Annotated in this window: 18 protein-coding genes; 5 read left to right on the plus strand and 13 right to left on the minus strand. The window is 64.5% G+C overall.

All coding sequences use genetic code 11. The features are described 5' to 3' along the window. The first annotated feature begins 10 nt into the window (after positions 1–10). Positions 11–1,177 (plus strand): benzoate/H(+) symporter BenE family transporter, encoded by a 1,167-nt coding sequence (locus ACR0DA_RS09600; protein WP_480753752.1) that lies wholly within the window; start codon positions 11–13, stop codon positions 1,175–1,177. 26 nt (positions 1,178–1,203) lie between these two features. Here the strand turns inward: ACR0DA_RS09600 and ACR0DA_RS09605 are convergent, their stop codons facing one another. After that, on the minus strand, positions 1,204–1,986 hold the full coding sequence (locus tag ACR0DA_RS09605) for a crotonase/enoyl-CoA hydratase family protein (RefSeq protein ID WP_005977704.1): 783 nt from the start codon (positions 1,984–1,986) through the stop codon (positions 1,204–1,206). 144 nt (positions 1,987–2,130) lie between these two features. Here ACR0DA_RS09605 and ACR0DA_RS09610 point away from each other — a divergent pair, with 144 nt between their 5' ends. Then, positions 2,131–3,240 carry a pyridoxal phosphate-dependent aminotransferase gene (locus tag ACR0DA_RS09610; RefSeq protein ID WP_170599188.1) on the plus strand — a complete coding sequence of 370 codons (1,110 nt, stop codon included), beginning with the start codon at positions 2,131–2,133 and terminating at the stop codon, positions 3,238–3,240. On the opposite strand, the gene ACR0DA_RS09615 is transcribed toward ACR0DA_RS09610, so the two are convergent. The 6 genes from ACR0DA_RS09615 to ACR0DA_RS09640 form a co-directional block, all read right to left on the minus strand. Further along, the gene (locus ACR0DA_RS09615) at positions 3,237–4,427 is read right to left on the minus strand and encodes a pyridoxal-phosphate-dependent aminotransferase family protein (protein ID WP_480753754.1); all 1,191 of its coding nucleotides are present in this window, start codon (positions 4,425–4,427) and stop codon (positions 3,237–3,239) included. The two genes, ACR0DA_RS09610 and ACR0DA_RS09615, sit on opposite strands and share 4 nt — an antisense overlap. A 52-nt stretch (positions 4,428–4,479) precedes the next feature. Beyond that, positions 4,480–5,115: a bifunctional 4-hydroxy-2-oxoglutarate aldolase/2-dehydro-3-deoxy-phosphogluconate aldolase gene (eda, locus tag ACR0DA_RS09620; protein ID WP_170372068.1), complete on the minus strand. Its 636-nt coding sequence runs from the start codon at positions 5,113–5,115 to the stop codon at positions 4,480–4,482. A 4-nt stretch (positions 5,116–5,119) separates the two neighbouring features. After that, the gene (edd, locus tag ACR0DA_RS09625) at positions 5,120–6,925 is read right to left on the minus strand and encodes a phosphogluconate dehydratase (RefSeq protein WP_480753756.1); all 1,806 of its coding nucleotides are present in this window, start codon (positions 6,923–6,925) and stop codon (positions 5,120–5,122) included. 1 nt (position 6,926) lies between these two features. Next, positions 6,927–8,372 carry a glucose-6-phosphate dehydrogenase gene (gene zwf / locus ACR0DA_RS09630; RefSeq protein ID WP_480753757.1) on the minus strand — a complete coding sequence of 482 codons (1,446 nt, stop codon included), beginning with the start codon at positions 8,370–8,372 and terminating at the stop codon, positions 6,927–6,929. A 146-nt stretch (positions 8,373–8,518) separates the two neighbouring features. Continuing rightward, the gene (ptsP, locus tag ACR0DA_RS09635) at positions 8,519–10,762 is read right to left on the minus strand and encodes a phosphoenolpyruvate--protein phosphotransferase (RefSeq protein WP_475144690.1); all 2,244 of its coding nucleotides are present in this window, start codon (positions 10,760–10,762) and stop codon (positions 8,519–8,521) included. A gap of 46 nt (positions 10,763–10,808) precedes the next feature. Then, entirely contained in the window at positions 10,809–12,047 is a 1,239-nt protein-coding gene (locus ACR0DA_RS09640) for an aspartate kinase (RefSeq protein ID WP_170372062.1), read from the minus strand. A gap of 166 nt (positions 12,048–12,213) precedes the next feature. On the opposite strand from ACR0DA_RS09640, the gene ACR0DA_RS09645 reads away from it, so the two are divergent. After that, positions 12,214–12,570 carry a hypothetical protein gene (locus tag ACR0DA_RS09645; RefSeq protein WP_170337960.1) on the plus strand — a complete coding sequence of 119 codons (357 nt, stop codon included), beginning with the start codon at positions 12,214–12,216 and terminating at the stop codon, positions 12,568–12,570. Here ACR0DA_RS09645 and ACR0DA_RS09650 read toward each other — a convergent pair. The 5 genes from ACR0DA_RS09650 to ACR0DA_RS09670 all read right to left on the minus strand — a co-directional run bounded on the left by ACR0DA_RS09650 (position 12,564) and on the right by ACR0DA_RS09670 (position 15,609). Beyond that, a complete protein-coding gene (locus ACR0DA_RS09650) occupies positions 12,564–13,202 on the minus strand; it encodes an SDR family oxidoreductase (protein WP_170337552.1) in 639 nt (212 codons plus the stop codon). The two genes, ACR0DA_RS09645 and ACR0DA_RS09650, sit on opposite strands and share 7 nt — an antisense overlap. A gap of 3 nt (positions 13,203–13,205) precedes the next feature. Continuing rightward, positions 13,206–13,661: a DUF1178 family protein gene (locus ACR0DA_RS09655; RefSeq protein ID WP_480753758.1), complete on the minus strand. Its 456-nt coding sequence runs from the start codon at positions 13,659–13,661 to the stop codon at positions 13,206–13,208. Between the two features lie 72 nt (positions 13,662–13,733). Further along, positions 13,734–14,198, minus strand: coding sequence for an NUDIX hydrolase (locus ACR0DA_RS09660; RefSeq protein WP_170358225.1), 465 nt, complete (start codon positions 14,196–14,198; stop codon positions 13,734–13,736). 112 nt (positions 14,199–14,310) lie between these two features. Next, positions 14,311–15,060: an EcsC family protein gene (locus ACR0DA_RS09665; protein ID WP_170337952.1), complete on the minus strand. Its 750-nt coding sequence runs from the start codon at positions 15,058–15,060 to the stop codon at positions 14,311–14,313. Between the two features lie 54 nt (positions 15,061–15,114). Then, the gene (locus tag ACR0DA_RS09670) at positions 15,115–15,609 is read right to left on the minus strand and encodes a GNAT family N-acetyltransferase (RefSeq protein ID WP_170370873.1); all 495 of its coding nucleotides are present in this window, start codon (positions 15,607–15,609) and stop codon (positions 15,115–15,117) included. A 72-nt stretch (positions 15,610–15,681) separates the two neighbouring features. Here ACR0DA_RS09670 and ACR0DA_RS09675 point away from each other — a divergent pair, with 72 nt between their 5' ends. Continuing rightward, the gene (locus tag ACR0DA_RS09675; RefSeq protein WP_480753760.1) at positions 15,682–16,287 is read left to right on the plus strand and encodes a flavin reductase family protein; all 606 of its coding nucleotides are present in this window, start codon (positions 15,682–15,684) and stop codon (positions 16,285–16,287) included. Positions 16,288–16,302: 15 nt separating this feature from the next. Here ACR0DA_RS09675 and ACR0DA_RS09680 read toward each other — a convergent pair whose 3' ends face one another. Then, positions 16,303–17,937 carry a SulP family inorganic anion transporter gene (locus ACR0DA_RS09680; RefSeq protein WP_170358217.1) on the minus strand — a complete coding sequence of 545 codons (1,635 nt, stop codon included), beginning with the start codon at positions 17,935–17,937 and terminating at the stop codon, positions 16,303–16,305. A 216-nt stretch (positions 17,938–18,153) separates the two neighbouring features. On the opposite strand from ACR0DA_RS09680, the gene ACR0DA_RS09685 reads away from it, so the two are divergent. After that, positions 18,154–19,026 (plus strand): S-methyl-5'-thioadenosine phosphorylase, encoded by an 873-nt coding sequence (locus ACR0DA_RS09685; RefSeq protein ID WP_480753762.1) that lies wholly within the window; start codon positions 18,154–18,156, stop codon positions 19,024–19,026. Positions 19,027–19,034: the final 8 nt, after the last annotated feature.

Below are 19,034 nucleotides of genomic sequence, written 5' to 3' on the forward strand. Positions count from 1 at the left end.
CGAGGCCCCCATGTCCAGACCCTTTCCGCCGATGCAGACCGTTTCAACCGGGCTGGTCGTGGCCGTAGTCGGCTTTTTCAGCTCGTTTCCGATTGTCCTGCAGGGGCTGGACGCCATGGGCGCCTCGGGGCCGCAGGCGGCATCGGGGCTGATGATGGCCGCCCTTGCCATGGGGCTGGCGGCGATTGTGCTCAGCCTGTGGTACCGCCAACCGATCAGCGTGGCCTGGTCCACGCCCGGCGCGGCGCTTCTGGCGGTTTCGGCCGCGCCGGCTGCGGGATTCTCGGGTGCAATCGGCGCGTTCCTGTTTGCGGGTGCGCTGACCGTGCTGGCCGGGATGTGGCGCCCGCTGGGACGGTTGGCGGCGGCGATTCCCACCTCCTTGGCGCAGGCGATGCTGGGCGGGGTGCTGCTGCCGCTGTGCATCATCCCGTTTCAGGCCGCGGTCGAGATCCCCTGGCAGGCCCTGCCGGTGATCCTGACCTGGTTCATCGCCGGACGTGTACACAGACTGCTGGCCGTCCCCGCCGCCGTGCTGGCCGCCGCGCTGGTCGTCGTTCTGTTCTCTGACGGCCCGTCGGTCCGCCCCGACCACCTGCTGGCCGCGCCGGTCTGGACCACTCCCACCTTTTCGGTGCCGTCGATGATCGGCATCGGGGTTCCGCTGTTCGTGGTCACGATGGCCACTCAGAACATCCCCGGCATCGCGGTCATGCGCAGCTTTGGCTATGCCCCGATCGCGGGGCGACTGTTCTCGGCCGTGGGCGGGGCCAGCATCCTGTCGGCCCCCTTCGGCGCGCCGGCGACCTGCCTCGCGGCCATCACCGCCGCCATGTGCTCGAACGAGGACAGCCACCCCAACCGGGATCAGCGCTATTGGTCGGCGGTCATGGCCGGGGTGTTCTATTGCCTGTTCGGGGTATTCGCCGTGGCCATCACCGGGTTTGCCGCCCATGCCGATCCGATGCTGATGGGCACGTTGACCGGCGTCGCACTGATCGGGGTCATGGCCAATGCCACCTTCGCCGCGCTTGAGGTTCCGGCTGAGCGTGAAGCCGCGATCCTGACCTTTGCCATCACCGCCTCGGGCATCACCGTGTTCGGCCTGGGCGCGGCGGTCTGGGGTCTGCTGGCAGGCGGCATCGCCTATGGGGTGACGACCCGCCTGCGGGGCTGAGTCCGATCTGGCCGCGGCCCGCGAGGTTACTTGAACTCGGGCTTGCGACCCTGCATCTGGGCCATTACCACTTCCATCTGGTCGGGTTTGCCGATCAGCTCGACCTGTTCGGCGGATTCGGCCAGCAGAACCTCGGCGCGCGACTTGGTTTCGGCCACCTCGATCAGGCGTTTCGCGGCGCGGATGGCCGAGGGGCTCTTGCCCGCAATATCCTCGGCCAGCGCGATGGCTTCGGTCAGCGGATCATCCGACAGGCTGGTGACCAACCCCCAATCGGCAGCCTGGGCGGCACCGATGGGCCGCGCCGTATAGGTCAGCAGGCGCAGCACGTCGGACCGCACCAGTTTCGGCAACAGGACCATGCCGCCCATGTCGGGGATGATGCCCCATTTCATCTCCATCACGGCCAGCTTGGCATCGGGGTGAGCGATGCGGATATCGGCGCCCAGCGCAATCTGCAGACCACCGCCATAGGCCACGCCCTGAATGGCGCAGATCACCGGCACCGGCACGCGGCGCCAGATCAGCGCCAGTTCCTGCATCTCGTTGGCGTCGTCATGGCTGCGGGTCATCAGCCACTCGGTCGGGTCCTTGTGCGCCATGGCCGCGAAACTGGCCATGTCGAGCCCCGCGCAGAAGCTTTTGCCCTCGCCCGACAGCACCACGGCCCGGGCGTCCGAGGCGGCGACCTCTTGCCCCGCTGCCAGAATCGCCTTGACCATCGCATCATCCAGCGCGTTCATCTTGTCGCCGCGGGTCAGGGTGACATGGGCGATGTGGTTCCTGTATTCGACTGATACGCGCGCCATCTGGGCCTCCGGGTTTGGTGTTCCGGGCAAACCATGCCCCGAAACCCGCAGCCGACGCCAGCCCGACGTGAGGGCAGATCGGCGCGGACGCCCCGACCCCATGCAAGGCTTGCCCCGGCCATGCCCTTGGGATTATCTGCGCCCATGACCGGACCCAGATATACCCCGCTTGCCCAATCCCTGCCCGCAACCGTGCCCTTCGTCGGCCCCGAGACGCAGGAGCGCCAGCGCGGCGCGCCCTTCGTGGCCCGGCTGGGCGCGAACGAGAGCGTGTTCGGCCCCTCGCCCCGCGCGATCGAGGCGATGCGGCAGGCCGCTGACGGCATCTGGATGTATGGCGACCCCGAGAACCACGAATTGCGCCATGCACTGGCCGATCATCACGGGATCAGCCCCGACAACATCGTGGTCGGCGAAGGCATCGACGGGCTGCTGGGCTATCTGGTGCGCCTGATGGTCGGTCCGGGCGACGGGGTCGTGACCTCGGACGGGGCCTATCCCACCTTCAACTACCACGTCGCGGGCTATGGCGGGACGATCCACAAGGTGCCTTATGCCAACGATCACGAGGACCCGGCCGCCTTGTTCGCCAAGGCAGCCGAGGTCGGCGCCAAGCTGGTCTATCTGGCCAACCCGGACAACCCGATGGGCAGCTGGCATCGCGGCGCCGACATCGTTGCGGCGATGGACGCCTTGCCGGACGGCTGTCTGCTGGTGCTGGACGAGGCTTACGTGGAATGCGCGCCCGTCGGCACCGCCGCGCCGGTCGCGGCGGATGATCCGCGCGTGATCCGGATGCGCACCTTTTCCAAGGTCTACGGCATGGCCGGCGCGCGGGTCGGCTATGCGATCGCAGCGCCCGGATTGGTCTCGGCCTTCAACAAGGTGCGCAACCATTTCGGCATGAACCGCATGGCGCAGGCCGGGGCGCTGGCCGCCCTGCACGATCAGGACTGGCTGACGCAGGTACAGGCACGGATCGTCTCGGCCCGCGACCGGATCGGTGCGATTGCGCGTGACAACGGGTTGACCCCGCTGCCCTCGGCCACCAATTTCGTGGCGATCGACTGCGGGCGCGACGGGGCGTTTGCCAAGGCGGTGCTGGATGCGCTGGTGGCGCAGGGGATCTTCGTGCGGATGCCCTTTGCAGCCCCGCAGAACCGCTGCATCCGCGTCAGTAGCGGCACCGAGGCCGACCTGAACGCCTTTGCCGCCGCCCTGCCGCAGGCGATGGCGGCGGCACGCGACGCTTAACCTGCCAGAACCGCCGCAGCAGCCTCGAGCGCGCCGGACCCGCGCGGGATCTCCAACGCAGCCATGGCGGTTTCGATGCCGCCCAGCAGGCCCATGACCATGTGCCCGTTCAGATGGCCCATGTGGCCCAGCCGGAAACACGAGTCCTCGTCCGCCATGCCCAGCCCGATGCCAAGGGTCAGGCCCAGGTGCCGCTCGGTATAGCTGCGCAGGGGCGTGCCGCGACCCTCGGTCAGGCGCAGGGCGGTGACGGCATGGCTGCGATGCGCGCGATCGCCGACGTTCAGGTGCAGCGCCCCTCCCTCGGCCCAGACCTCGCAGGCGGCCCAGACGGCCTGTGCCAGCTGCGCATGGCGGGCCCAGACCTGCTCAATCCCCTCGGCATGGATCAGATCAAGGGCGGCGCGCAGGCCGTACAGGTGGTGCGTCGGCGCGGTGCCGCCGAAATATTGATAGAACCAGTCGGGCTCTGATCGCGGCTGCCAGTCCCAATAGCCCGAAACGCGCGGCATCGCGGCCCGTTTGGCCTTGGCCCGGTCGTTGAAGAACACGAAGGACATGCCCGCCGGGGTCATCAGCCCCTTTTGGCAGGCGGTGACCATGACATCGACGCCCCAGTCATCCATCTCGAACCGATCGCAGCCCAGCGAGGCGATGCAATCCGCCATCAGCAATGCCGGGTGGTTCAGATCGTCCAGCAACGCCCGCAGCGCCGGAATGTCGTTGCGGATCGAGCTGGACGTGTCCACGTGCACCGCAAGAACCGCCTTGATCCGGTGGTCGGCATCAGCCCGCAGGGCCTGCGCGATCCGGTCCATATCCCACGGGTCGGAGGGGCCGAAATCGATCAACTCGACCTTGACGCCCAGACGCTCGGCCATTTCCGCCCAGCCATGGGTGAACCGCCCCGAAGCCGGAGCCAGCACGGTTTCCCCCGGCGCCAGAACGTTGGACAGCGCCGCCTCCCACGCGCCGTGGCCGTTGGCGATGTAGATCGCCACCTCGTGCCGGGTACGGGCCACGCGGCGCAGGTCGGCCGTCAGGTCGGGCATCATCTCGACCAGTTCACCGGCATAGATATTGGGCGACGGGCGGTGCATCGCCTGCAGCACCGCGTCCGGAATCACGGAAGGGCCCGGAATGGCCAGATAATTTCGCCCTTGGGCGAAGGAAATACTGTCTGTCATGTGGATCAACCTGCCTGCAATGGCGCCCACCCTAGCGCCCGGCCCGGCAAGGTCAATCCATCAGGGCGGCCGCCTCACGCGCAAGGGCTTCGATCCCCGCCCAGTCGCCCTGCGCCACCATCTGTTTCGGCGCGACCCAACTGCCGCCCGCGCAGATCACGTTGGGCAGGGACAGGTAGTCGCGCGCGTTGGCGGGCGACACGCCGCCCGTCGGGCAGAAGGTGATCTGCGGCAGCGGCGCGCCGATCGCCTTGAGCGCAGGCGCCCCGCCCGAGGCTTCGGCCGGGAAGAACTTCAGCATGTCATAGCCCTGCTCGAGCAGGCGCATCGCCTCGGTCGCGGTGGCCGCGCCGGGCAGCAGCGGCAGGCCCTCGGCCTCGCAGGCGGCGATCAGGGCATCGGTGGCCCCGGGCGATACGCCGAACTGCGCGCCCGCCTCTTTTGCGGCGCGGACATCGTCGGGCGTGACCAGCGTGCCGGCCCCCACGACCCCGCCGGGCACCTGCACCATGGCGCGGATCGCGTCCAGCGCCGCGGGCGTGCGCAAGGTTACTTCGAGCGCAGGCAGGCCACCGACCACCAGTGCCTCGGCCAGCGGGCGGGCATGGGCGGCGTCATCGACGACCAGAACCGGGACGATGGGCGCCAATGCGCAGATCTCGCGGGTACGTTGGGTTTTTGCGGACATAGGTTCAGGCTCCGAAAATGCTGGCACCGGCATCGGCCGAGCCGACGGCGTTGCGGAACGTGGTGAACAGGTCGCGGCCCACCCCGTATTGATGCGCCGAAAGATCGGCGGTGGCGACGGGGCGCTCCAGCACGCCGGGGGTCAGGATTTCAAGCTGGCCCCGCACCGCATCGACCCGCAGCAGGTCGCCATCGCGCAGCTTGGCGACCGGGCCACCATCCAGCGCCTCGGGGCAGACATGGATCGCCGCGGGCACTTTGCCCGAGGCCCCAGACATGCGGCCATCGGTCACCAGCGCCACCTTCTGCCCGCGCCCCTGCAGGATCGACAGGATCGGGGTCAGCGAGTGCAGTTCGGGCATGCCATTGGCCTTGGGCCCCTGAAAGCGGACCACGACGATGACATCATCGGTGAACTCGCCCGCCTTGAACGCGGCCTTGACCTCGTCCTGGTCGTGGAAGACGCGAACCGGGGCCTCGACCACCTGGTGTTCGGGGGCCACGGCCGAGACCTTCATCACGCCGGTGCCCAGATTTCCGCTCAGGCGCGACAGGCCGCCGGTGGGCTGGAACGGGTCATTGGCCGGGCGCAGGATCTTTTCGTTCAGGCTGTGGCCTGCGCCGTCCTGCCAGACCAGCGCGCCATCGATCAGCTTGGGTTCCTGCGTGTAATGATGCAACCCTTGCCCCGCCACGGTCAGAGTGTCGGGATGCAGCAGCCCTTCGTCCAGCAGCGTGCCGATGGTGTACCCCAGCCCGCCTGCGGCGTGGAAATGGTTCACGTCCGCCAACCCGTTGGGATAGACCCGCGCGACCAGGGGCACGACGCCCGAGATGTCCGAGAAATCCTGCCAGTCCAGCACGATGCCCCCGGCACGGGCCATGGCGATCAGGTGGATCAGCAGGTTGGTCGAGCCACCCGTGGCCATCAGCCCCACGATACCGTTCACGAAGGCGCGTTCGTCGAGGATCTGGCACACTGGCGTGTAATTGTTACCCAGCGCGCTGAGCGACAGGGCACGGCGGGCGCCCTCCTCGGTCAACGCATCGCGCAGCGGCGTGTTGGGGTTGACGAAGCTGGAGCCCGGCAGGTGCAGGCCCATGAACTCCATCAACATCTGGTTGGTGTTGGCGGTGCCGTAGAAGGTGCAGGTGCCCGGCCCATGATAGGCGGCCATCTCGGCGGCCATCAGTTCTTCGCGCGTGGCTTCGCCGGCGGCGAATTTCTGGCGCACCTTGGCCTTTTCGTCGTTGGACAGGCCGCTGGTCATCGGGCCGGCGGGCAGGAACACCGCCGGCAGGTGGCCAAAGCTCTGCGCCGCGATCACCAGCCCCGGCACGATCTTGTCGCAGACCCCCAGAAACACCGCCGCGTCAAAGGTATTGTGGCTGAGCGCCACCGCCGCCGCCAGCGCGATCACGTCGCGCGAGAACAGCGACAGCTCCATCCCGGCCTCGCCTTGCGTGACCCCGTCGCACATGGCCGGAACCCCGCCCGCGACCTGCGCGGTGCCGCCCGCGGCACGAGCCGCGCGGCGGATCAGTTCGGGATAGCGCTCGAACGGCTGATGCGCCGACAGCATGTCGTTATAGGCGGTGACGATGCCGAGATTGCCCACGCTGGTCGTGGCCATCGTCTGCTGATCGGCCCCTGCCCCGGCATAGGCATGGGCCTGTCCGCTGCACGACAAGTGCGCGCGCGCCGGCCCTTCGGACCGGGCCTGCTCCATCCGCTGCAGATAGGTACGGCGGGGATCGGCGCTGCGCTCGATTATCCTTTGGGTGACATCGGTGATGACGTTGTGAACCATCTCAACCTCCGATCTGGCGCCAGCGGCGCCCGTCGCGATGCATCAGCATCAATGCGTCTTCCGGGCCGGAACTGCCCTGATCATAGCGCGAGGGACGGTCGCCGCGCTCTTCCCAGCCCTTGATGATGGGATCGACCCAGGCCCAGGCGGCCTCGACCTCGTCGCCGCGCATGAACAGGGTCTGGTCGCCGCGGATCACGTCCATCACCAGCCGCTCATAGGCGTCCTGCGCGCGCACATCGGCACCCAGCGCCTCGGCAAAGCTCATGTCCAGCGCCACGTCCGTCAGGCGGAAGCCGCCCGGACCGGGATCCTTGATCGTGGTGCGCAGGGTGATGCCTTCGTCGGGCTGCAGGCGGATCACCAGAACGTTGCCGTGCAGCGGGCCGACATTGGGAAAGATCGTGTGCGGCGGGTCGCGGAAAAACACCGCGATTTCGGATTCCCGCGCGCGCAAACGCTTGCCCGTGCGCAGATAGAACGGAACCCCCGCCCAGCGCCAGTTGCCCACGCGCACCTTCAGCGCGATGTAGCTTTCGGTCAGGCTGTCGGGGTTGCCCACATGATCAACATAGCCGTCGCCGCCCTTGTCCGCCCGGTACTGGCCGCGGGCGATATCAGTCGGGGCGACAGGTTCCAGTGCCTCGATCACCTTGACCTTTTCACTGCGCACCGCGTTGGGCGAGAAGGTCGAGGGCGGCTCCATCGCGGTCAGGCACAAAAGCTGCACCAGGTGGTTCTGCACCATGTCCCGCATCGCGCCGGACTGGTCGTAATAGGCGCCACGCCCTTCGACCCCGACGGTTTCGGCTACGGTGATCTGGACATGATCCACATGGGTCGCGTTCCACAGCGGTTCGAACAGCGAGTTGGCAAACCGCAGCGCCATCAGGTTCTGCACCGTTTCCTTGCCCAGGTAATGGTCGATCCGATAGATCTGATGTTCTTCGAAACAGGCGCGCAGACCTTCGTTCAGCCCCTTGGCCGAGGCCAGATCATGGCCAAAGGGTTTCTCGACCACGATGCGGCTGTCGGGCGTGGCAAGCCCGTGATCATGCAGGCGCTGTGCGATGCCGGGAAACAGTTTCGGACCGACCGACAGGTAAAAGGCGCGCACCACGTCGGGGCGCAGTGACTTGGCCAGCTTGTCCCAACCGTTTTCGCCCAGCGCATCGACCGGCACGTATTCGACCCGGGCCAGAAAGCGATCCAGCACGTCCTTTTTGAAGGACGGCGCGAATTCCTTCATCGACTTGCGCACCTGCGCACGGAACCCGTCATCGTCCATATCCGACCGCGCGGTCCCGATGATGCGCGCATCTTCGGGCATCTGCCCCACTTCGAACCGATGGTAGAGGCCCGGCAGGATCTTGCGCTGGGCCAGATCTCCGGTCGCGCCGAACAGGACCAAGTCGAACGGATCTACCGGGATTACGCGTGAAACCATGGCTGGCTCCCTTCTTCGGACAATCCGGCGCGGTCTGCAGCCAGACACCCTGTTACCGCTAACATTCGTGGCTTGGATAGAAAGACCAAGCCCAAAAAGCAAGCCCGGATTTCGGAATCGGGCCTTTTTTCGCGGTCACCCGGGCGTCAGCCGTTGTCGCGCAGATACTCCATGATCGCCGGACGCACCGATTGTTCGCCGCGATGGCGGGCGTCGGCGATGATCTTGCGGACCTCCTGCAGGTTGGACCGCAACAGCAGGCTTTTGACCGGGCCGATCGAGGCCGGGCGCATCGACAGGGTGCGGATGCCCATCGCCGCCAGGCAGAGCGCCTCGATCGGGCGGCCGGCATCCTCGCCGCAGAAACTCAGCGGCGTGTCGGAAATTCCACACCGTTCGACGATGCGCTCGATCAGGCTGAGGAAGCTGACATTCAGGGTATCATAGCGGCGGCGCACCAGCTCGTTCTCTCGGTCGGCGGCGAAGAAGAACTGTTTCAGGTCGTTGCCACCGATCGAAATGAAATCGACCTCGTCAAAGAACTTCTGGGGGGCGAAGGCCAATGACGGTGTTTCCAGCATCGCCCCAACTTCCAGCGTTTCAGGCAGGACATGACCCAGGCGCTTTTCGCGCTCCAGCGTCTTGTTCACTTCCCAACGGGCCTCGCGGTATTCGTCGGCCTGGGCAACAAACGGGAACATGACCGTCAGAGGACGGCCATCCGCCGCGCGCAGCAGGGCCTGCAGCTGCATCCGCATCACGCCGCGCTTGTCCAAGCCCACACGAATGGCGCGCCACCCCAGCGCCGGGTTGGGCTCGGCGACATGCTTCATGTAGGGCAGCACCTTGTCCGACCCGATATCCAGCGTACGGAATACCACGCGCTTGCCATCGGCCGAATCGAGAACGCGTTTGTACTGCGCCACCAACTCGGACCGTTTCGGCATCTGGTTGCGGATCAGGAACTGCAATTCGGTGCGGAACAGGCCAACGCCCTCGGCTCCGGACGTCTTGAGCGACGGCAGGTCGGCCATCAGGCCGGCATTCATCACCAGATTGATCCGCTCGCCATCCTTGGTCACGGTCGGGGTTTCGCGGATCGAGGCATAGCGTTTCTGCGCCTCGGCCTGCATGGCCATCTTGTCGCGGAAGGCGCTGACGACGGTATCCTCGGGGCGCAGATGCACGACGCCCTCATCCCCGTCGACCAGAATATGGTCGCCGTTCAGCGCCTCGGTCGTAATCCGTCCGACATGCACCACCAGCGGGATGGCCAGAGCGCGGGCGACGATGGTGGCATGACTGCCGACCGAGCCCTCCTCGAGCACGACACCTTTCAGCGAACGGCCGTATTCCAACAGATCGCCCGGTCCGATATTGCGCGCCACCAGGATCGGATCGGGCGGCAGCTCTTTACCGTTCGACCCGCCCTGCCCGGTCAGGATGCGCAGCAGACGGTTGGACAAATCGTCCAGATCCGCCAGACGCTCGCGCAGATAAGGGTCGGTGACCTGGCTCATCCGGGCGCGGGCCTGCGACTGTTCTTTTTCAACCGCCGCCTCGGCGCTGAGGCCGCGGGCGATATCCTCCTCCATCCGCCGCATCCAGCCCTTGGAATTGGCGAACATACGGTAGGCTTCCAGAACCTGCAGCTGTTCGGTGTCGCCGCCCCGCGAGATTTCAAGCATCTTGTCGACGCCCACGCGCAGCTCTTCGACCGCCTCGTTCAGCCGCTCCAGCTCGCGATGTGGATCGTCGGCGATCGGGTTGGTGACGACGACACGCGGCTCGTGCAGCCAGACATGCCCCTCGGCCGAGCCCTCTTGTGCCGGGCCACCGCGCAGCAAAATGGATTGCTGATGCAACGGTGAAAGGGCGGCACCTTCGCCCACAAACGCACCCAATTCGGCCATTTCCGCAAGGACCATTGCCACGACTTCAAGCGCATAGACCTCATCCGCAGAAAACTCGCGTTGAGCGCGGGACTGGACCACAAGAACCCCAAGCTTCTGCCCCAGCCGCTGAATGGGCACGCCCAAGAACGACGAAAAACGCTCCTCTCCCGTTTCCGGCATGTACCGGAAACCTTTCTCGGAGGGTGCATCCGCGGCGTTGACGACCTTGCCGAACTTGGCCACCCGGCCAACAAGACCTTCGCCCAGACGCATCCGGGTCTGGTGCACGGCCTCGGGGGCAAGACCTTCGGTGGCACACAGCTCCAGGGTTTCGTCGTCGCGGAACAGGTAAATCGAGCACACCTCGCACCGCATGCTGTCGGCGATCAGGTGGGTGATCCGGTCAAGACGCTCCTGACCGGCAGCCTCGCTTGCCATCTCCTCGCGCAGCCGCCCCAGCAGCTTGCGGGATTCTGTTTCCATTCCGTCTGCCATCGCCCGATCTACTCTGCGGTGTCAGGCGGGACCTTGGCCGAGATGCTCAGGCCGCCTTTTCCAGTTCAAAGGCATCATGCAGCGCCTGAACGGCAAGTTCCATGTATTTCCGGTCGACGAGGACGGAAATTTTGATCTCGGAGGTTGTAATGACCTTGATGTTGATCCCCTCATCCGAGAGTACCTTGAACATCTTGGCCGCCACGCCCGACTGCGAGCGCATGCCGATGCCCACCACCGAAACCTTGGCCACATCGGTGTCGGCGACCAGCTCGGCATAGTTCAACTCGCCACGCTCCTTGACTGCCAACAGCGCCTTTTCGGCGCGCGCCACCTGGTTGGTGGGGCAGGAAAAGGTCATGTCCGTGCGCCCCTCGTCCGAGATGTTCTGCACGATCATGTCGACGTTGATCCCTTCATCGCTGAGCGCGTTGAAGATGATCGCGGCGATGCCGGGGCGGTCGGCGACCGACACGACGGTCATCTTGGCCTCGTCCCGCGAATAGGCCACACCCGAGACTACATTGGATTCCATGATTTCCTCCTCGTCGACGACCAGTGTTCCGGCCTCGTCGGACTGTTCCTCGAAGCTTGAGAGAACACGCAGTTTCACCTTGTACCGCATCGCCAGCTCGACCGAGCGGGTTTGCAGCACCTTGGCCCCCAACGAGGCCAGTTCGAGCATTTCCTCGAACGAGATCTTGTCCAGTTTGCGCGCCTTCTCGCAGATGCGCGGATCGGTGGTATAGACGCCGTCCACATCCGTGTAGATGTCGCAGCGCTCGGCGCCGAAGGCGGCGGCGAAGGCAACGGCGGTGGTGTCCGAACCGCCCCGGCCCAACGTGGTGATCCGTCCTTCGGGGCTGATACCCTGAAAGCCCGCCACCACGGCGACCTTCATGCCCTCACCGAACTTCTGGTTGATGTTGTCGGTCGGAATATCAAGGATCCGCGCCGCCGAATGGGCGCCGTCGGTCAGCAGCGGCACCTGCCAGCCCTGCCAGCTTCGGGCCGGGATGTCCATTTCCTGCAGCGTCAGCGCCATCAGACCGGCGGTGACATTCTCGCCCGAGGATACCACGGCATCATATTCGCGCGCGTCATACAGCGGCGAGATCTCGTCGACCCAGCCCACCAATTCGTTGGTCTTGCCCGACATGGCCGACACGATGACGATGACGTCATAGCCCTTGGCCACTTCGACGCCGATGCGCTTGGCAGCGCGGCGGATGCGGTCGAGGTTGGCGACGGATGTGCCGCCGAATTTCATCACGAGTACGGGCATGGGGGCAAATGTCTCCGCGCCTTGGATTTCCGGTCCCGAGCGTCTTATGCGAGGCAACACACAAGAGCAAGGGCACATAGAACGGCAGGACACTGCAGCGCAACGCTTTACAAGGACCGGCAGCAATGTCAGCGTATCGTCAAGGATTTAAACCATGAGGAATACCATGCTGCGTTTTGTTTTCGCCTGTGCTCTGATGTCCAGCCCGGCTCTGGCCCAGGTGGCTTCACTGTCCGGAACGGACGGCCAGAACGCGTTGGGAACGGTCCCCTGCGCCGCGTTGGCGGGTCAGCCATTGAAAAATTGCCCTGCCGAGTTGCGGCGCAAGGATGATGGCACTGCAACCCTGGCGGTTCAGTTGGATACTGGAGAAGTACGCCGCATCTATTTCACCGATGGAAAGCCGGATTCCAGCAGCTCGACGTCGAAGATCACTTCGGAAACGCGGGGCGAAATTCTGGTGATCTTCATCGATCCCGGTGAAGTCTACGAGATCCCCAAGGCAGCGCTGGCCGCTCAGTAAGGATGTGCCTGCCCGTCCCAGGTTTCAAAGCAGCCGGTGGAGTCCAAACTCAGCGCATCGAAACGCTCGGTCAACCCGGCAACGGCCTGTGACACGGTGATGTCGGCGGCCTGACCGCCCATGTCCGTCTGCACCCATCCCGGGTGATAAATGCCGACGGCGATGCCATCGTCCTTGATATCCACCGCCAGGTTGCGCCCAAGGTTCAGCACAGCCGCCTTGGAGGCCCGATAGATATAGCTGCCCCCGGGCGCCCGCGTGTGCGAGGCCATCTGCGACGAGATGATCGCGATCTTGCCGCGCGCCGCACGCAGATTGGGCAACAAGGACTGAATGGTCAGAAACACCCCGGTGACGTTGGCCGCAAAGGTCTGGCCCCACATCTCGGCCGGGTAGCCGTCGATTGTTTGGCCTTTGTCCAGATAGACACCTGCATTGCAGATCAACAGATCTACGGGCTGGCCATCCAACTTGCGCGCCATCTGCGCCTGTTGCGCCGGGTCGGTAACGTCCAGACGAATATCGGCGGAATCGTCCCGTGCGGTGCCGGTGACAGTATCGCCGCGGCCACGATAGCATTCAGCAAGAGCACGTCCAATGCCGCGATTGGCGCCGGTGATAACAAGATGCACGGTTCAGTTCGTCTTTCGGCTTGGAATGAACGGCAGAGGGGCCACGGGAACCCCATCTTCGATCAGGGCCTTGGCCTCTTCCGGCTTGGCCTCGCCATAGATGGCGCGCTCCGGGGCCTCGCCCAGATGTATCTTGCGGGCCTCGCGCGCAAATTCGCTGCCGACATAATCGGAATTCGCCTCGACCTTGGCGCGCAGGGCGTTGAGAACGCGCTCTATCTCGGCCTTGGTCGGTTGGCGCTGGGCTTCGGGTCGATCACTGTTCTCCGCGCGCGGCATTTCAGCAGATGAGCGCGCAGACTGGACCCGCGGCGTCATGATCGCCTTTTCGACCTGGGTGCTGCCGCAAGTCGCGCAAGAGACCATTCCAGCCTTGGACAGCTTGTCGTAAGCGTCCGCAGACTGGAACCAACTGTCAAACGCGTGACCATTGCAGCATTTCAGTGAATATTGAATCATCTGTCGCCCAAAATGTCGGTGGGCCAATAGATACTGACAGACATGGCAATATCAAGTCTTTACAGAGGCGGTTCAATGAGGATTGAGCGCATTTGACAGCAACAGCCCGGAAAGCCCGCCGATCGAAACCGCTTGTGCTGCTTTTTCCGGCAGCATCCATCTACGCCGCCGCTCGGCGACCTCGGGGAACCGATCCGCCGTCTTGGCAACAAGCAACGGGTAGACATCAACGACGCATGTCACCCGCCCCAGATCCCGGTGGTGTTTGTCGAAAGAGAACTGCCCGATACTGCGCGTCTCACAACGGCCTGTCACACCGGCCTCTTCCCAGGCCTCCTGCGCTGCGGTCTCAGACCCGCTTAGGCCGTCAATCATGCGGCCTTTGGGGATGATCCACCGCCCCGACCCCCGGGTCGTGATCAACAATATCTCAGGCACCCCGCGCCGAAGCCGGTAGCATAGAGCCGCAGACTGCGGCAGAACCGGAAATGCCCCGGTTTCGGACAGAATGTCTGGTGACAGCCCTGCGCTTTTCACGCTGCCCCGCCTCTTGTTTGTTCTTCTTGCCTGTTTTCGGCCACTTATCTTGCGGGCCGATTAGGTGCAGGATACCACATCCTGCGGTTCTGTCCAATTTTGAAACTGTGGGTCAGGCCAACATGCGACGTTGCAGACGCTGCACAAGCTCGTCATGCGGAATATCGGCATCGATCGCCAGACGCCGCAGGCCGAAATGCACACGGGCAATCTGCTGATAGTACCGGGCGTAGAGGTAGTTTGCGCCGCCTCCGGCCAAGGCCCCCAATACCGGAACGGTCTGTGCCGCCAGTTTCTGCCCCAAAACGACCGACAACCTCGGAGCGACAGCAGCAATGATCTTTTGCAGAGCGGGGCCCGTCACGGTCAGTCGGACTGAAAAGAACCCCATGTCTGCGCCGTCGTCATGCGCCAAGGGACCTGCCGCCGACAAAACGCGGATGCAATCGAACTGCACGTTCCTCGCCGAGGGGTCAAAACCTTCACGCGATGCGGCACCCTGTATTGAGCGCAACAACATGGCCGTGGTCGCCGGAAGCTCGATCAACGCCGTCGTCAGGCCGCCAGCCCCACCTGCGGCGCCCATCGTGGTCGATATGGCGGTGTTGACCCACGGCTTCTGGTCGGGAACCGCGCGGCGCGATCCGTCAGCGGCACGAACTGCAAGCCACAAGGCCTGCTCGGTTGCACCGGTAAGCCCATCGCGCACCGAACCAGGCAGCTGTTCCAGCAGCGACTCAGCCGATCCACCCAGACGATTGAGCAACCGGATGCCGCTGCCGCCCGCGCTGCGGTAGTGGCTTGCCAACCGGTCCAACTCAGCGTCGGGGTCGATTTCTCCGACGAGAACGACGTCATTCATTCGGTGTCCTCCTGACCCTGAAACATTGGCATTTCACAACGCCGTTTCAATAGATCAGCGCGTCCAGCGGGTCACCGAACCACTCACTCCGTGCCATGCGCCGGTGGTCAAATCCAGCCCGAGAACCCGATCCGGGTTGGTTGGCGGGGGCATCTTCACACCCTCGAGCCGGGCAAACCCAAAGCGTGAATAATAGGGCGCGTCACCGACCAGCATGACCCGGTCCCACCCTTTGGCCCGCCCGGCTTCGATACCTTCGTGGATCAGAAAACCACCCAAACCTTCCCCCTGGTGGGTCGGGTGGACGGCAACGGGCCCCAACAAAAGCGCGTCGTGTGCGCCAACATGAACCGGCCAGAATCGGATGGCCCCAGCCAAAATGCCCTGCCCGTCACGGGCCACCATCGACAGCCCAGACACTGGCGGAACATCGTCGCGCAAGCGGTAGGACGACAGCGCCTCGCGCCCCGGCGCAAAGCACAGGTCGTAGAGGGCTTCGACTTCCCACCAATCCTCCGGCTCTTCCGGCCTGATCCCGAACTGCTGCACCGCGGCCCTCTTTTCGACTCTGGAAATCGCCCTAGCACTTCGCTAGGCCTTGAGCAAACGCTTGGAGATCAGATGTTCTATCGCCCCGAAGACGGTCACGGATTGCCGCACAACCCGTTCAACGCCATCATCACGCCGCGCCCGATCGGATGGATCTCGACCCGCGGCGCGGATGGGATCAACAACCTGGCGCCCTATTCGTTCTTCAACGGGGTCGCCTATACGCCGCCTCAGGTGATGTTTGCCTCAACCGGCACAAAGCACGACCAGGACCGCGGAAAGGACAGCATCGCCAATATCGAGGCGACCGGCGTCTTTTGCGTCAACGTGGTGGCCCACGCCCATCGGGATGCGATGAACGCAAGCTCGGCCAGCCTTCCGAAAGAGGTGGACGAGTTCGCCCACGCCGGCCTGACACCTGTGGAATGCGAAACCATCCCATGCGCTCGCATCGAAGGCGCCCCCGCCGCGCTGGAATGCAAACTGACCCAGATCGTCACGCTGCCCGGCCAGGCCAACCGGGTGGTTTTCGGAGAAGTCGTCGGCGTGCACCTGCGCGATGACTGCCTGAAGGACGGCAAGTTCGACGTCACCACCTTTCAACCCTTGTCGCGGCTTGGGTATCGCGACTACGCGGTGGTGACGGAGTTGTTTTCCCTCAATCGTCCAGACGATTGAGCCGGGTTTGGGAGCTCAATGGCCGCCCAGAACGCCGGTTCGAACAGAATAGTCGACCGCAAGGCCGTAATCCGGGTCATCGTCGCTGTCGACCATCAGGTGACCTGCTTTCTTGAGCAGCTTGTGGCAATCCCGGCTGAGATGGCGCAGCATGACGCGCTTTCCTGCCGCCTCGTATTTCGCGGCGATGTTTTCGATGGCCTGCAGGGCCGATTGGTCGACCACACGGCTGTCGGCGAAGTCCACGATCACCGTTTCCGGGTCGTTTTGGACATCGAACAGTTCGACAAACCCCTCAGACGAGCCGAAGAACAGCGGCCCCTTGATCTCGTAGACTTTGGCGCCTTTCTCGGTTTCCGAGTCGCGGGTGACCGCGTGGATGCGCTTGGCGTTGTTCCAGGCATAGGCCAGCGCCGAAACGATCACGCCGACCACGACGGCCACGGCGAGGTCTTCCATCACGGTGACGACGGTTACCAGAACGATGACGAAGGCGTCGGTCAGCGGCACCTTGCGCAGGATGTTGAACGAGTTCCAAGCAAAGGTGCCGATCACCACCATGAACATCACGCCAACCAGCGCGGCCAGCGGGATCTGTTCGATCAGGGGTGAGCCGACAAGGATGAACACCAGCAGGAACAGCGCGGCAGCGATCCCCGCGATGCGCGTGCGGCCGCCGGACTTCACGTTGATCATCGACTGACCGATCATCGCACAGCCGCCCATGCCGCCAAAGAACCCGGTGACGACGTTGGCGGTGCCCTGCGCGATGCATTCCTGCGACGCACCACCGCGCTTGCCGGTGATTTCGCCCACCAGGTTCAGCGTAAGCAGAGATTCGATCAGGCCGATGGCGGCCAGGATGACGGCGTAGGGCAGAATGATCTCAAACGTCTCCCAGGTCAGCGGAACCATGGGGATGTGGAATTTCGGCAGGCCGCCCTCGATCGAGGCCAGGTCTCCGACGCGCGGGACATCCAGCCCCATGCCGATCACCAGCGCAGCCACCACGACGATGCCCGCCAGCGGCGCTGGCACAATGCGCGTGATGCGCGGCATCACCCAGATCACCGCCATGGTCAGCGCGACCAGCCCCAGCATCGTATAGAGTTGCATCCCGGACAGCCATTCACCACCGCTCATGCCGTGGCCGGTGTTTTCCATGGTGCCCGGCACCTTGAACTGGCCCAGTTGCGCCAGAAAGATCACGATCGCCAGGCCGTTGACAAAGCCCAGCATCACCGGATGCGGCACCAGGCGGATGAACCGGCCCCAATGCATGGCCCCCGCGATAATCTGCAGGATGCCCATCAAAACCACTGTGGCGAACAGGTATTCGACCCCGTGCTGCGCCACCAGCGCCACCATGACGACCGCCAGCGCACCGGTTGCGCCCGAGATCATACCCGGACGACCCCCGATCAGCGCGGTGATCAGCCCCACGAGGAACGCCGCATACAGGCCTACCAGCGGGTGAACCCCGGCGACGAAAGCAAAGGCCACCGCTTCGGGCACCAGGGCCAGGGCGACGGTCAGGCCCGACAAAAGCTCGATCCGCAGGCGGGCGGGGGTCAGCTTTTCGTCCGGCATCCAGCTCAGATCAGGAATGGCGAGGCGATTGGCAAAGCTTGCCAGCAAGGCTCGGGGCATGAATTGGTCCTGTGGGTCAGAATGTTCGCGCGAAGGCGGTCGTATACCCGCCTTCGGCGCTGTCTGCTAGCCCATCGATGGCAGGCTGTCATGCAAAAACTGCAAGGCGACGCCCCTTGTGGCGCCTGTGCGGCGCAATAACACCGGCAAGCCTTGCCAAATGCCCGACAAGCCCGCAGAAATTCCCTCAGGCAGGTATCGCAGCGGAGAACGAACGTGGCCCAGACAAAAATTGCCGTCATCGGCGGATCGGGAATTTATGACATCGACGGGCTGGAAACGCCGCAATGGGTTACCGTGGAAACGCCTTGGGGCGCGCCGTCCGACCAGATCCTGACCGGGACACTGGACGGCATCGAGATGGCCTTTCTGCCCCGCCACGGGCGCGGGCATGTGCATTCGCCGACCGAGGTGCCCTATCGTGCCAATATCGACGCGCTGAAACGGCTGGGGGTGACCGATGTGATCTCGGTTTCGGCATGCGGCTCCTTCCGCGAACACATGGCGCCGGGCGATTTCGTGGTCGTCGATCAGTTCATCGACCGCACCTTCGCCCGCGAGAAAAGCTTTTTCGGCACCGGCTGCGTCGCCCATGTCAGCGTAGCCCATCCGACCTGCCCGCGCCTGGGCGATGCCTGTGAATCCGCCGCCCGGGCGGCCGGCATCACCCTGCATCGCGGCGGTACCTACCTGGCGATGGAAGGGCCGCAATTCTCGACGCTGGCGGAATCGAAGATGTACCGCGAGCAGTGGGGCTGCGACGTGATCGGCATGACCAACATGCCCGAGGCCAAACTGGCCCGCGAGGCCGAGCTTTGCTATGCCTCGGTGGCGATGGTCACCGACTATGACAGCTGGCACCCTGATCACGGCGAAGTGGACGTGACCGCAATCATCGCGACGCTGACCGGCAACGCCGAGAAGGCGCGCACCTTGGTCAAAGGCCTGCCTGCCCTGCTGGGAGCGGACCGCGCGCCCTGCCCGCATGGCTGCGACCGGGCACTGGACCACGCGATTTTGACGGCCCCGGAAAAGCGCGACCCGCAAGTGCTGGCCAAGCTGGATGCGGTGGCGGGCCGGGTATTGTAGGCGTCCTT

The organism is Ruegeria sp. CI8 (assembly GCF_056536865.1).